This is a genomic window from Streptomyces sp. NPDC001634, assembly GCF_040298185.1.
In the GTDB taxonomy this organism is placed as follows: Bacteria; Actinomycetota; Actinomycetes; order Streptomycetales; family Streptomycetaceae; genus Streptomyces.
Genome location: NZ_JBEOZU010000021.1, coordinates 1 through 13,963 on the forward strand (window position 1 = coordinate 1; position 13,963 = coordinate 13,963).

At 68.8% G+C, this 13,963-nt stretch carries 11 protein-coding genes; 8 read left to right on the forward strand and 3 right to left on the reverse strand.

Annotation, left to right across the window (positions count from 1 at the left end; genetic code table 11):
- The 4 genes from ABT186_RS16005 to ABT186_RS16020 form a co-directional block, all read left to right on the forward strand.
- Window positions 1-342 (forward strand): vitamin B12 dependent-methionine synthase activation domain-containing protein (locus ABT186_RS16005; RefSeq protein ID WP_351925490.1); only part of this gene is annotated, 342 nt, incomplete at its 5' end.
- Window positions 343-1,165: 823 nt separating this feature from the next.
- Window positions 1,166-1,867, forward strand: a complete 702-nt coding sequence (locus ABT186_RS16010) for an HAD family hydrolase (RefSeq protein WP_351236374.1) — start codon at window positions 1,166-1,168, stop codon at window positions 1,865-1,867.
- A 420-nt stretch (window positions 1,868-2,287) separates the two neighbouring features.
- Window positions 2,288-3,895: an ABC transporter substrate-binding protein gene (locus ABT186_RS16015; protein WP_351236376.1), complete on the forward strand. Its 1,608-nt coding sequence runs from the start codon at window positions 2,288-2,290 to the stop codon at window positions 3,893-3,895.
- Window positions 3,896-4,035: 140 nt separating this feature from the next.
- Window positions 4,036-5,619 carry an ABC transporter substrate-binding protein gene (locus tag ABT186_RS16020; RefSeq protein WP_351925492.1) on the forward strand — a complete coding sequence of 528 codons (1,584 nt, stop codon included), beginning with the start codon at window positions 4,036-4,038 and terminating at the stop codon, window positions 5,617-5,619.
- 132 nt (window positions 5,620-5,751) lie between these two features.
- Here the strand turns inward: ABT186_RS16020 and ABT186_RS16025 are convergent, their stop codons facing one another.
- Both ABT186_RS16025 and ABT186_RS16030 read right to left on the reverse strand, forming a co-directional pair.
- On the reverse strand, window positions 5,752-6,423 hold the full coding sequence (locus ABT186_RS16025; protein WP_016639462.1) for a response regulator: 672 nt from the start codon (window positions 6,421-6,423) through the stop codon (window positions 5,752-5,754).
- A 403-nt stretch (window positions 6,424-6,826) separates the two neighbouring features.
- The gene (locus tag ABT186_RS16030) at window positions 6,827-7,798 is read right to left on the reverse strand and encodes a RecB family exonuclease (RefSeq protein WP_351236379.1); all 972 of its coding nucleotides are present in this window, start codon (window positions 7,796-7,798) and stop codon (window positions 6,827-6,829) included.
- A gap of 223 nt (window positions 7,799-8,021) precedes the next feature.
- Between ABT186_RS16030 and ABT186_RS16035 the strand changes: the two genes are divergently transcribed.
- The 3 genes from ABT186_RS16035 (at window position 8,022) to ABT186_RS16045 (ending at window position 11,489) form a co-directional block, all read left to right on the forward strand.
- Window positions 8,022-9,710: a site-2 protease family protein gene (locus tag ABT186_RS16035; protein WP_351925493.1), complete on the forward strand. Its 1,689-nt coding sequence runs from the start codon at window positions 8,022-8,024 to the stop codon at window positions 9,708-9,710.
- 70 nt (window positions 9,711-9,780) lie between these two features.
- Entirely contained in the window at window positions 9,781-10,683 is a 903-nt protein-coding gene (locus ABT186_RS16040) for a tRNA (adenine-N1)-methyltransferase (protein WP_351925495.1), read from the forward strand.
- Between the two features lie 230 nt (window positions 10,684-10,913).
- Window positions 10,914-11,489 carry a hypothetical protein gene (locus ABT186_RS16045; protein WP_351237190.1) on the forward strand — a complete coding sequence of 192 codons (576 nt, stop codon included), beginning with the start codon at window positions 10,914-10,916 and terminating at the stop codon, window positions 11,487-11,489.
- Window positions 11,490-11,605: 116 nt separating this feature from the next.
- On the opposite strand, the gene ABT186_RS16050 is transcribed toward ABT186_RS16045, so the two are convergent.
- Window positions 11,606-11,911, reverse strand: coding sequence for a ferredoxin (locus ABT186_RS16050; protein ID WP_351237188.1), 306 nt, complete (start codon window positions 11,909-11,911; stop codon window positions 11,606-11,608).
- 245 nt (window positions 11,912-12,156) lie between these two features.
- Here ABT186_RS16050 and arc point away from each other — a divergent pair, with 245 nt between their 5' ends.
- Entirely contained in the window at window positions 12,157-13,923 is a 1,767-nt protein-coding gene (gene arc, locus ABT186_RS16055; RefSeq protein WP_351237186.1) for a proteasome ATPase, read from the forward strand.
- The last annotated feature ends 40 nt before the right edge of the window (window positions 13,924-13,963 follow it).

The following is a 13,963-nucleotide window of genomic DNA, read 5'->3' on the forward strand; positions in this document are numbered from 1 at the left end:
TCGAACTCCTACCGCGACTACCTCGAACTGCACGGCCTGTCCGTGCAGTTGGCCGAGGCACTCGCCGAGTACTGGCACGCGCGCGTGCGCTCGGAGCTGGGCTTCGCCGGTGAGGACCCGTCGGTCATCGAGGACATGTTCGCCCTCAAGTACCGCGGCGCCCGCTTCTCGCTCGGCTACGGCGCCTGCCCCGACCTGGAGGACCGCGCCAAGATCGCCCGCCTCCTCGAACCGGAACGGATCGGCGTCCACCTCTCCGAGGAGTTCCAGCTCCACCCGGAACAGTCCACGGACGCGATCGTGATCCACCACCCGGAGGCCAAGTACTTCAACGCGCGGTAGCACGGGCAGGGGCAGCGCACCGCACCCCGAAGCCCCTTCACGGAGGCCGCACGAAGGCGCGCCGGTGCCGGTCGTGCGGCGGGAGCATGCGGTGGCGCCCGGGCAGGTGACGGGAGCCCGTGCGGTGGCGCAATTGCGCGAGGGCGGGGCCGGGAGTCTGTGTGGTGGCAGGCCTGTGCCGGGGCGGGGTTGGGAGCCCGTACGGTGGCATGCCCGTGCCGGGCCGGCTCTGAGAACCCGTGCGGTGGCGCGATCGCGCGAGGGCGGGGCCGGGAGTCTGTGTGGTGGCACGCTTGTGCCTGGCCTACGGCGGGGAGGCCTGCGGCGGTGCGTCAGCGCAGGTGACGGGAGGCTCCCGTGGCCGTCCACCGAGCGAGGACACCCAGAGGCTGCGGTGGCGCGCCTGTGCCGGGCCGGCGCTGAGAGCCCCTACGGCAGCCCGGCTCGCGCCGGTCCGGCGGCGGGGAGGCGGGCGGTGGCGTACCCCCGACCCATGGCGGGGATCGCACCCGTGGCGACCCGGACCGGGAGCGCACACAGTGGCGCGCCCGCGCACGCCGACGGCTGGGCGCCTCCTCGTGCGCCGACGCTGGGCCACCCCTGGCGCGCCCCGGGGCCATCCCCTCGTACCCGAAAGCGGCGGAGGGCCGGCCGCACCCGTCGCCACGAAACCGCCCTTCCGCCCTACCCGCTGGCCCCAGTGGCGTGGCGCTCTCGTATCGGGGGGCACTTTGCCCACGAGAGTCGTACACTGGTCGGTCCATCGCAGGCCGGTTCCCTGTCAGGGAACCGGCCTGGTCGTCCCTTCAAGGAGGTGCGCCGGATGACGACCACGGTTCCCGCGCTTGGAACCCGTACGGCCGAAGGCTCAGCCCTGCAGGCCGTGCTCCTCGACATGGACGGAACGCTCGTGGACACCGAGGGGTTCTGGTGGGACGTCGAGGTCGAGGTCTTCGCCGCCCTCGGCCACACGCTCGACGATTCATGGCGCCATGTCGTGGTCGGCGGCCCCATGACGCGCAGCGCGGGGTTCCTGATCGAGGCCACCGGCGCCGACATCACCCTCGACGAGCTCAGTGTGCTGCTCAACGACGGGTTCGAGGACCGCATCGACGGCAGACTGCCGCTGATGCCGGGCGCCGCACGACTGCTCGCCGAACTCGCGGCGCACGAAATCCCCACCGCCCTGGTCTCCGCCTCGCACCGGCGCATCATCGACCGCATCCTGGCCTCGGTCGGCCCCCAGTACTTCGCCCTGACCGTCGCAGGCGACGAGGTGGAGCGCACCAAGCCGTTCCCGGACCCGTATCTGCTGGCGGCCAGGGGCCTCGACGCGGACCCCGCCCGGTGCGCGGTCATCGAGGACACGGCCACCGGTGTCGCGGCCGCCGAGGCCGCGGGCTGCCGCGTGGTCGCCGTACCGTCCGTCGCCCCTATCGCACCCGCCGCGGGCCGCACCGTCGTGACCTCACTGGAAGAGGTGGACCTGCCATTTCTGCGTGGTTTGATGACGGAAATGCGCTAGGCCTTCACCCAGCGTGCACCATGAATGGACGGAATACCGCGGAGTGTCCAACGGAATGAATTAATACCCGGGCACCTGCCCGAATTCCGGTACTCCCCAGCAGAGTTGAGCGTGTGACGTTCACCACGCCAAAGGGTCTCGACAGCGGGCCCGGCGCGTGCTGTTCCACCCCATTCGGGTGACCCTGGCGTGCCCTTGTGTCCCGATTGATGGAACGCTGCACGAATCCTTCCCTGACCGGTTATTCGGTGCGTTCACAACCGGTTTCACAGCGTGATGGGAACTCAACTCCGCTACCTGTGAGCCCTCATGCAGGTGCGGACTAATCTCATCGCGAGAACATCGCCACATCCCCGTGATCCGCCACACCACCCATGTTTGCCGGATACACGGACCCGACAGCTCTGGAGAAACTCGAGCATGAACCGCAAGACTTTGGTGCTGCCGGCCGTCGCAGGTCTGCTCACCCCCGTCCTCGCCGCCTGCGGCGGGTCCACCACTGGGGGCAAGAGCGGTGACGCCATCGTCGTCGGTACCACCGACCGGTTCACCGCCTCCAGCGACGCCCCCGCGCCCGTCGACCCGGCGTACGCGTACGACGTCGGCACCTGGAACATCCTCCGGCAGACCGTGCAGACGCTGATGGTCCAGCCCCGCGGTGACGGTGAGCCCGAGCCCGAGGCCGCCGAGAGCTGCGGCTTCACCGACACCGGCAACGAGCGCTACGCCTGCAAGCTGCGCAAGGACCTCAAGTTCTCCAACGGCGACCCCGTGACCGCGAACGATGTGAAGTTCTCCATCGACCGCGCCCGCGCCATCAAGGCCGACAGTGGTGTCTTCGCCCTGCTGTCCACCATCGACACCGTTGAGACGCAGGGTGACAACGAAGTCATCTTCCATCTCAAGACCGCCGACGCCACCTTCCCGTTCAAGCTGTCGACGCCGGTCGCGGGCATCGTCAACCCCAAGGACTACGAGAAGAACAAGCTCCGCAACGGCTTCTCGGTCGACGGCTCCGGCCCGTACACGCTGCAGGCCGAGGTCCAGAACAACGAGATGGTGAAGGCCACCTTCACCAAGAACCCCAACTACAAGGGTCTGCTCAACCCGAAGAACGACAAGGTCGTGCTGGAGTCCTTCAAGGACGCCGACAGCATGGGCACCGCCCTCGACAAGGGCGACATCGACGTCATGACCCGCTCGATGTCCCCGGACCAGATCCGCAAGCTCCAGAACAACAACGCGAGCGGCAACATCAACCTGGTCGAGATGCCGGGCCTCGAAATCCGCTACCTGGCCTTCAACACCGACGCCACGTCGGTGAAGAGCCAGGCCGTCCGCCAGGCGATGGCGCAGATCATCGACCGCGGCGCACTGGTCTCCAAGGTGTACGGCACCGAGGCCCAGCCGCTGTACTCGCTGGTCCCGGCCACCATCACCGGCCACTCCAACTCGTTCTTCAACAAGTACGGCGACCCGAGCGTGGCCAAGGCCCGTACGCTGCTCAGCAGGGCGAACATCAGTACCCCGGTGAAGCTGACGCTGCACTACACGACCGACCACTACGGCTCGGCCACCGCCAAGGAGTTCGAGGTGCTGAAGCAGCAGCTCAACGACAGCGGGCTGTTCGACGTCAGCGTCCAGGGCGCACCCTGGGAGCAGTTCGTCCCGGCCGAGCGCAAGGGCCAGTACGACGTGTGGGGCATGGGCTGGTTCCCGGACTTCCCGGACGCCGACAACTACCTCGCGCCGTTCCTCGACAAGGACAACTTCCTCAAGCTGCCCTACGCCAACAGCGAGATCCGCAACAGCCTGATCCCGCAGTCCCGGCGCGAGGCCGACCGGCTCACCGCGTCCAAGAGCCTCACCGACATCCAGGACATAGTCGCCGACGACGTGCCGATCCTCCCGCTGTGGCAGGGCAAGCAGTACGTCGCCACCCGGGACAACATCACCGGCAGCGAGTACGCGATGAACTCCTCCTCCACGCTGCAGCTGTGGGAGCTCAGCCGCGGCGTCGGCAGCTGACGCGCAACTCCTGAAGGCCCCCGGTTTCCGACCGGCCCGGGGGCCTTCGCCTTGTCCGCGGTACGATCCGAAGGCTCCCGTACGGCCCTGTCCCGCACCGCAGTTCGGGCCACCGAGAATCCAAGACAAGGCACATACACGTGAACAAGCGCACCCAGTGGCCGGTCCTGTCCGTCGCGACGGGGCTGGCGGCCGGTTTGCTCACCGGATGCGGCACCTCGGCCGGCGACTCCGGAGGCAGCGGCTCCTCCATCGTGATGGGGATGTCCGACGATGTCCTGGCCACCGACCCTGCCTCCGGCTACGACCCCGGATCCTGGCTGCTGTTCAACAACGTCTTCCAGTCCCTGCTGAGTTTCCCCAAGGGCGGCACGGAACCCCAACCGGAGGCCGCGAAGCAGTGCTCGTTCACGGACACGGCCACCAAGGTCTACTCGTGCACCCTCAAGGACGGACTGAAGTTCAGCAACGGTGACTCGCTCACCTCGAAGGACGTCAAGTTCTCCTTCGACCGTATGCTGAAGATCAACGACTCCGCCGGTCCCGCGATCATGTTCCCCATGCTCGGCTCGGTGGAGACCCCGAACGAGAAGACCGTCGTCTTCAGACTGAAGTACGCCGACGCCACGTTCCCCAGCAAGATAGCCTCCGGCGCCGGGTCCATCGTGGACCACAACCAGTACCCCGCCGACTCCCTCCGCAAGGACGGCACGGCGGTCGGCTCCGGCCCCTACAAGCTGGACTCCTTCGGCAAGGACCAGGCCGTCTTCTCCGTCAACTCCAACTACCAGGGCACCGCCAAGGTGCACAACTCCGGCGTCACCCTGAAGCTCTTCCACGGCAACCAGTCCGCCCTGAAGAACGCCCTCCTCAACCACCAGGTCGATGTCGCCTACCGCGGTCTGGCCGCCGCAGACATCGCCGACATCGACAACAACACCTCCACAGGCAAGGGCATCGAGGTCGTCGAGGGCTCCAGCGCCGAAGTCCAGCACCTGGTCTTCAACATGGCCGACCCCGTCACCGGCAAGCTCGGAGTCCGCAAGGCCATCGCCTACCTTCTGGACCGCGACGCCCTGGTCAGCAAGGTGTACGAGAACACGGCGACCCCGCTGTACTCGATCATCCCGGCGGGGATCACCGCCCACGACACGGCCTTCTTCGACACCTACGGCGCCCGCCCCTCGAAGACCAAGGCGGCGGCCGCGCTGCACGCCGCGGGCATCACCGGCAAGGTGAAGCTGACCCTGTGGTCCACGCCCTCACGCTACGGACCCGCCACCGACGAGGAACTCAAGACGATCGCCGAGCAGCTCAACGACAGCGGGATGTTCGACGCGACCGTCAAGTCCGTACCCTTCGACCAGTACGAAAAGGACATCGCGGCGGGCAAGTACGGCGTGTACGTGAAGGGCTGGGTGCCGGACTACCCGGACCCCGACAACTTCACCGCCCCGTTCTTCGGCAAGGGCAACGTGCTGGACAACCGCTACGCCAACAGCACGATCACCGGCGAACTCATCCCGAGGACGGCCGCCCAGAGCGACCGTTCGTCGACCGACAAGGAGTACGGCGAGCTCCAGGACATCGTCGCCCGGGACGTGCCGATGATCCCGGTCTGGCAGGCCAAGCAGTACGCCCTGCGCCGGGAAAACGTCTACGGGCTCGAGTACTGCCTCGATGCCTCGACGGTGTTCCGTTTCTGGGAGATCAGCAAGGACTGAGCGACCGAGCGAGACCGTACGAGCGCCGAATGAGCGCTGAGTGCGCCCCCTTGGAGAAGAGGGCGCCCTCAGCGTCGAAAAAGCCCGTAGGGGTGGTGAAGGTCGTAGAAGGCCCGCAGAGCGCGGGACGAGCTACTGCGCGCCCGGGCGCACCAGTCCGCTCTCGTACGCGTACACCGCCGCCTGCACCCGGTCCCGCAGCCCCAGCTTGGTGAGGACGTGACCGACGTGCGTCTTGACCGTCGTCTCGCTGACGAACAGGTCGGCGGCGATCTCGGCGTTGGACAGCCCGCGCGCCACCAGCTTCAGCACCTCCACCTCGCGCTCGGTGAGGGTGTGCAGCGTGTCCGGAACCGGCTCGTCCCCGGAGGGCAGATGCCCCGCGTACTTGTCGAGCAGCCTGCGCGTGATGCTCGGCGCGAGCATCGCCTCGCCCGCGGCGACCACCCGGATCGCCTGCACCAACTCGTTGGCCGGAGCGTCCTTGAGGAGGAAGCCGCTGGCACCGGCCCGCAACGCCTCCACCACGTACTCGTCGAGGTCGAAGGTCGTCAGCACGAGCACCTTGGCCGGGCCGTCCCGCCCGGGCCCGGTGATCTGCCGGGTCGCCTCCACCCCGTCCATCCGCGGCATGCGGATGTCCATCAGAACCACATCGGGCTGCAGAGCACGCACCTGGTCGAGCGCCTGGAGGCCGTCTCCGGCCTCGCCGACGACCGCGATGTCCTGCTCGGCCTCCAGGATCATCCGGAACCCCGTACGCAGCAGCGGCTGGTCGTCGACCAGTAGGACGCGGATGGCCACGTAAGTCTCCTTCGCTAGTCCGGCCCCATTCTGCCCTGCCCGCCACCACCCGACTCGACCACCCTGACCGGCAGCGACTGCGTTCCCCCGGAGCCGTCCCCTGGGCCGTCGGCCGGTCGCCCGTCGGCGGTCTGTACGGGGGGCGGCTGCGTCTGCCGGGGGGCGTCCCCCAGGACCCCGGCCGATTGCCCGTCGGCGGCCCGCACCGACTGCGGCTGCGTCTGCTGGAGGGCAGCCCCTGGATCTCCGGCCGACTGTCCTTCGGCGGCCTGCCCCGGGGGGCGTTCCCCCTGGGCCCGCGGCCGATTACCCGTCGGCGGCCTGTACTGGGGGCGGCTGCGTTTGCCGCGCCGTCCCCTGGATCTCCGGCCGACTGTCCGTTGGCGGCCCGCACCGGGGGCGGCTATATCTGCCGAGGGCCGTCGCCCGGATCCCCGGCCGACTGCAAACCGGCGGCCCGCGCCGACTGCGGCTGCGTCTCCCGGGGTTCGTCCCCTGAGCCCCCGGCCGACTGTCCGTTGGCGGCCCGCACCGGCAGCGGATACGGCGGGGGAGTGCCGCCGAATTCCGGACAGAACGTCTGGTGGTCGCACCAGCCGCACAGCTTGGTGGGACGCGGCCGCCAGTCGCCCGTCTCCGTCGCGAGCCGGATCGCGTCCCACAGCGCGAGCAGCTTGCGCTCGACGCGCTCCAGATCCGCGAGCACGGGGTCGTACGTCAGCACGTCCCCGCTCCCCAGATAGACGAGTTGCAGCCGCCGCGGAACGACCCTCTTCAGCCGCCACACCACCAGGGCGTAGAACTTCATCTGGAACAGCGCACCCTCGGCGTACTCGGGCCGGGGCGCCTTGCCCGTCTTGTAGTCGACGATCCGCACCTCACCCGTGGGCGCCACGTCGACACGGTCGATGATCCCGCGCAGCTTCAGCCCCGACTCCAGCTCCGCCTCGACGAACAGCTCACGCTCGGCAGGCTCCAGACGGGTCGGGTCCTCCAGCGTGAACCAGCGCTCGACGAGCCGCTCCGCCTCACTCAGCCACAGCGCCAGCCGCTCACCGTCCGGATCGTCCGCGAACAGCTCCACGACCTCCGGCCGGCTCTCCCGCAACCGGTCCCACTGGCCGGGCACCAGCGACTTGGCGCGCGGGGCGGTCCGCTCCGCGGCAGGCGCGTCGAAGAGCCGCTCCAGCACCGCATGCACCAACGTGCCTCTGGTCGCCGCCTCGCTCGGCTTCTCGGGCAGCTTGTCGATCACCCGGAACCGATAGAGCAGCGGGCACTGCATGAAGTCACTGGCGCGCGAGGGCGACAGCGACTCCGGGGGCGCGGCGGCCACGGCGGACGGCTCGGCAGCGCCGTCGGTGCTGGTTTCCATGACCACAGACCATACGGCCCACCACTGACAGTGACCCCGCGATGTCCCCACCCCGAGCGCCATGGGACACGGACGCCGCCGCTACGGGAGCGATCCGTGCGACAGCAGAGGAAACTGAGGGGGTGCCGGGGCGGAACACACCGCGACGGCCGCATACCATCGACCCCAGACCCTCCCACCCGGCACGACCGGGCCGGGGAGACGCTTCTAACGAGGGGACATCGTGGACGAGAGCGGCGGGAGCGGACAGCCGCGCTCCGGCAACGACGGGGCGACCGACCGCGAGGCAACCCCCACGGCCCGGCCCGAAGCCGTAGGCCCCGGGCAGAAGCCGACGGAGCCCACCCCGCCGTACGACCAGACGCCGGAGGCCGTGACAGATCGCGAGGAGCACGCCGAGCCCGCGGCACCGCCGTCCGACGAGAGGACGAAGGAGTCGGCGACGGCCCAGGGCGAGCGGGCCGGCTCCACGACGTCCGGCGACGTCCCGTCCACAGCAGCGGAACCTGCGGCAAAGAACCGCACCGACGACCCCGACACCCCACCGGCTCACCCCGAGGGCCGTAGCACCCCCAAGCCCCACGGCGAGCGCGAGGCATCGCCGGAGGGCGACCACCCCCACAAGAAGGACGCGCACACCGCCTCCGCTCCTTCGCGCGACCACGACCCCGCCGACACCCCACCCGCCGGCCACCCCATGGCCCGCACCCATGCCCACTCCGGCAATCCCGGCAAGGGCCGCCCCCCGCAGCGCCCCAAAGACCCCTCAGGCGGCATCGTCATGGGCCGCCCCTTCGGCGTGCCCGTCTACGTCGCCCCCAGCTGGTTCCTCGTCGCCGCCCTGATCACCTGGGTCTTCGGCGGTCAGCTCGACCGCGTCCTGCCCGAACTCGGCGCCGCCCGCTACCTCGTGTCCCTCTTCTTCGCGGTCGCCTTCTACGCCTCCGTCCTCATCCACGAACTCGCCCACACCGTCGCCGCCCTCCGCTTCAAGCTGCCGGTGCGCCGCATCCAGCTCCAGTTCTTCGGCGGCGTCTCCGAAATCGAGAAGGAAGCCGAAACCCCCGGCCGGGAGTTCGTGCTCGCCTTCGTCGGGCCACTGCTCTCCCTCGTCCTCGCCGGGATCTTCTACCTCGCCATGCAGCCCGTCGAACCCGGCACCGTCCCCGGCGTCCTGCTGGCCGGCCTCATGATCTCCAACCTCATCGTGGCCGCCTTCAACCTGCTCCCCGGCCTGCCCCTCGACGGCGGCCGCATGCTCCGCGCCGTCGTCTGGAAGATCACCGGCAGGCCCATGACCGGCACCATCGCCGCCGCCTGGGTCGGCCGCGCCCTCGCCGTCTCCGTCCTCATCGGCCTCCCCCTCCTCACCCAGTCCGGCGCCCTCGGCTCCACCGCCGAGGACAACGTCGGCATGGACACCGTCACCGACGCCCTGCTCGCCGCCATCCTCGCCGCGATCATCTGGACCGGCGCCGGCAACAGCCTCCGCATGGCCCGCCTGCGCGAACACCTCCCCGATCTGCGCGCCCGCACCCTCACCCGCCGCGCCGTCCCGGTCGAGACCAACACCTCACTCTCCGAGGCCCTGCGCCGGGCCAACGCCTCCGGCGCCCGCGCCCTCGTCGTCGTCGACGGCCACGGCGAGCCCCTCTCCCTCGTCCGCGAATCCGCCATCGTCGGCGTACCCGAACACCGGCGCCCCTGGGTCTACGCCAGCGAACTCGCCCAGGAACTCACCGACGGCATGCGCGTCTCCGCCGAGCTCGCCGGCGAGGACCTCCTCGACGCCCTGCGCGCCAACCCCGCCACCGAATACCTGGTCGTCGAGGAGACCGGAGAGATCTACGGCGTCCTGTCCACCGCGGACGTCGAACGCGCCTTCGTCAAGGCCATGGCCCGGCCCAGCTGACACCACGCACACGCGCGTGAGCCCCTTCCACGTGGTCGGCGGCCCCTCCGACGACCGGTAGGCTGGTCACATGTCCGAACCGACCGGTGCCGCCCGCCGTCGCGGGCCCTTCAAGGTCGGGGACCAGGTACAGCTGACCGACCCCAAGGGCCGCCACTACACGTTCACACTCGAAGCGGGGAAGAACTTCCACACCCACAAGGGTTCCTTCCCGCACGACGAACTGATCGGCGCACCCGAGGGCAGCGTTGTCCGCACCACCGGGAACGTCGCCTACCTCGCGCTGCGCCCCCTGCTCCCCGACTACGTCCTGTCCATGCCCCGCGGGGCAGCCGTCGTCTACCCCAAGGACGCGGGGCAGATCCTCGCCTTCGCCGACATCTTCCCCGGCGCACGCGTCGTGGAAGCAGGCGTCGGCTCCGGCTCGCTCAGCAGCTTCCTGCTGCGCGCCATCGGCGACCAGGGCATGCTGCACAGCTACGAGCGCCGCGCCGACTTCGCCGAGATCGCCCAGGCGAACGTCGAGCGCTACTTCGGCGGCCCCCACCCCGCCTGGCAGCTCACCGTCGGCGACCTCCAGGACAGCCTGAACGACACCGACGTCGACCGCGTCATCCTCGACATGCTCGCCCCCTGGGAATGCCTGGAAGCCGTCTCCAAGGCACTCGTCCCCGGCGGCATCCTGTGCTGCTACGTGGCCACCACCACCCAGCTCGCCCGGACCGTCGAATCCATCCGCGAGATCGGCTGCTTCAACGAGCCGACCGCCTGGGAGACGATGATCCGCAACTGGCACATCGAGGGCCTCGCCGTCCGCCCCGACCACCGGATGATCGGCCACACCGGCTTCCTCCTCACCGCCCGCCGCCTCGCCGACGGCGTCGAGCCCCCCATGCGCCGCCGCCGGCCAGCCAAGGGCGCCTACGGCGAGGACTACGCCGGCCCCAACGCCGACGGAGGCACCGGCCGCTGAGACGGCCCCGCGCACCGCTCAACACACGAAGCACAACGTACGAGCGCCGTGGTCGAGTTCCCGGGAACGCCCGGGAACTCGACCACGGCGCTCCGCTGTTGACACAGGGTTGCGCAAGGGAACCTGATGCGCCGCCAGAAGTGCACACCCCGCCGTTCCCCCGCACTGTGACGTGTGGCACGATGCGGGGCACCCCCACCGGCACAGCCCTCACAGGAGACGCCTCTCTCGTGCAGCACCCCGCCGTTCCGGAACTCGCTCACACCACCACCCGACCCATCCACTGGGTCGCCACCGCCACCGCCATCTCCGGCGTGATCGCCCTGTCCTCCATGCTGCACCCCGGCTCCGCGACGGCCGCCCAGCCCCGCACCGAAACCAAAGCGGCCCCGGCCACCACGGCACCCCCCGACCCGGCCAAGGCCGACTTCCCGCTCAACTGCGGCCCGACCAGACTCCTCGTCCAGAAGAAGGCCACCGGCGACCTCGACGGCGACGGCCGCCCCGAGACCGTCGTCCTCGTCCACTGCGACTCGAGCATGGGCACCCCGCCCGACGCCGTCTACGTCCTCACCCAGGCCGCCGGCACCCCCAGGCCCCGCGTGGTCGCCACCCTCGTCGACCCCAAGGACCGCCTCACCGTCACCGACTTCGCACTGAGAGACGCGGTGATCACCGCGACCCTCCTCGGCTACTCCTCGTCCGCCGTACCGAATTGCTGCCCCGACGTGAAGACCCCGGCCAAATGGCAGTGGAAGGGCGGCGCGTTCATCCGCTCCACGCCCTCCGGCGCACAGAACGTGTGACCCCGCACACCACACCGCCGGCACACGTTCGCATGACCGCCGGGAGGCGCATACGCGTCGAGACGGCAAACCCGGTGTGAGAAACCAGACACGGATGACGTGGAGTGGTCGTACGATCACTCCGCGTCGGGTCCGTAGACCTCAACCATGTCCGAAATCCGACGTACATGAATGCACTCGCCGGGACACTCCCGCGCCGAGTCGACGACATCCCTGAGAAGCGGCAGCAGAACGGGCGTTGTGGCCCCCCTGGCCTGCAGAAGCTCGTCGTCCGGACCCTTCACATAAGCCAGCCCGTCGATGTCCAGCTCGAAGACCTCCGGCGCATACTGGGCGCAGATTCCGTCCCCAGTACACAGATCCTGATCGATCCAGACCTCCAGCGCCTCGCCGTCGACTCCGGCCTCCTGCTGCACGGTCATCTCCCTGCCATTTCCTGCGCAGAGCCCGCCCGGGAATCGGGCCAGCTCTGACGGGTGTTGAACACTGCGACCCTACCTTCGGCCGCTTCCCAATCATGTTCGGTGGGTATTCCCCTGGCGTGAGGGAGAGCGCAAGGGTGAAGATCGGACACACCTCGACAGTCTTTGTGATCTAGGGGTTTCAATCGACACCCACCCAGGTAGGGTCTGGAAGCGTCCAGCTCCCCTTGGAGGAGGTGAGGACCGTGGCAGCCCACGACGACGACATGAACCGCGGCATCCGCCCGGGACGAGGGTCCGACGACCCGGCCGGGCAGATCGCCTACCTTGAGCAGGAGATCGCCGTCCTGCGACGCAAGCTCGCCGACTCTCCGCGACACACGAGGATTCTCGAAGAGCGGATCGTCGAGCTGCAGACCAACCTGGCCGGCGTGTCCGCACAGAACGAGCGGCTCGCCAACACGCTCCGTGAGGCCCGCGACCAGATCGTGGCCCTCAAGGAAGAGGTCGACCGGCTCGCACAGCCACCGGCCGGCTTCGGTGTCTTCCTGCAGGCGAACGAGGACGGCACGGCCGACATCTTCACCGGCGGCCGCAAGCTCCGCGTGAACGTCAGCCCCAGCGTGGAGCTCGACGAGCTCCGCCGCGGCCAGGAAGTGATGCTCAACGAGGCGCTCAACGTGGTCGAGGCCATGGAATTCGAGCGGGTCGGGGACATCGTCACCCTCAAGGAAATCCTCGAGGACGGCGAGCGCGCCCTGGTGCTCGGGCACACCGACGAGGAACGGGTGGTACGGCTCGCCGAGCCGCTGCTGGACGTCACCATCCGCCCCGGCGACGCCCTCCTGCTCGAACCCCGCTCCGGCTACGTCTACGAGGTCGTACCCAAGAGCGAAGTCGAGGAACTCGTCCTCGAAGAGGTACCCGACATCGGCTACGAACAGATCGGCGGCCTCGCCGGCCAGATCGAAGCCATCCGCGACGCGGTCGAGCTCCCGTACCTCTACCCCGACCTGTTCAAGGAGCACGAACTGAGGCCGCCCAAGGGCGTCCTGCTGTACGGCCCCCCCGGATGCGGAAAGACACTCATCGCCAAGGCCGTGGCCAACTCGCTGGCCAAAAAGGTCGCCGAAGTCACCGGCCAGGCCGCAGGCAAGAGCTTCTTCCTCAACATCAAGGGCCCCGAGCTCCTGAACAAATACGTCGGCGAGACCGAGCGGCAGATCCGCCTCGTCTTCCAGCGCGCCCGCGAGAAGGCCAGCGAGGGCACCCCCGTCATCGTCTTCTTCGACGAGATGGAATCCCTCTTCCGCACCCGCGGATCCGGCGTCAGCTCGGACGTGGAGAACACCATCGTCCCCCAGCTGCTCGCCGAGATCGACGGCGTGGAAGGCCTGCAGAACGTGGTGGTCATCGGCGCCTCCAACCGCGAGGACATGATCGACCCCGCGATCCTGCGGCCCGGCCGCCTCGATGTGAAAATCAAGATCGAACGTCCGGACGCCGAAGCGGCCAAGGACATCTTCGGGAAGTACCTCACCGAGAACCTCCCCCTGCACGCCGACGACGTCGGCGAGCACGGAGGAGACAAGTCGGCCACCGTCCAGGGCATGATCCAGACCGCCGTGGAACAGATGTACGCCGAATCCGAGGAGAACCGCTTCCTGGAGGTCACCTACGCCAACGGCGACAAGGAAGTCCTCTACTTCAAGGACTTCAACTCCGGCGCCATGATCGAAAACATTGTCGGCCGCGCCAAAAAGATGGCGATCAAGGACTTCCTCGAACACAACCAGAAAGGCCTCCGGGTCTCCCACCTCCTCCAGGCATGCGTGGACGAGTTCAAGGAGAACGAGGACCTGCCCAACACCACCAACCCGGACGACTGGGCCAGGATCTCCGGAAAGAAGGGCGAACGGATCGTCTACATCCGTACCCTCATCACCGGAAAGCAGGGCGCAGACACCGGACGCTCCATCGACACGGTGGCAAACACCGGTCAGTACCTGTAAAGGCAGGGCGGCTGCGGGTGCCCCCACCGGGTACCCGCAG

Coding starts and splice junctions, on each gene's coding strand:
- ABT186_RS16010 (WP_351236374.1), top strand. CDS start 1,166: ATGACGACCACGGTTCCCGCGCTTGGAACCCGTACGGCCGAAGGCTCA.
- ABT186_RS16015 (WP_351236376.1), top strand. CDS start 2,288: ATGAACCGCAAGACTTTGGTGCTGCCGGCCGTCGCAGGTCTGCTCACC.
- ABT186_RS16030 (WP_351236379.1), bottom strand. CDS start 7,798: ATGGAAACCAGCACCGACGGCGCTGCCGAGCCGTCCGCCGTGGCCGCC.
- ABT186_RS16040 (WP_351925495.1), top strand. CDS start 9,781: ATGTCCGAACCGACCGGTGCCGCCCGCCGTCGCGGGCCCTTCAAGGTC.
- ABT186_RS16050 (WP_351237188.1), bottom strand. CDS start 11,911: ATGACCGTGCAGCAGGAGGCCGGAGTCGACGGCGAGGCGCTGGAGGTC.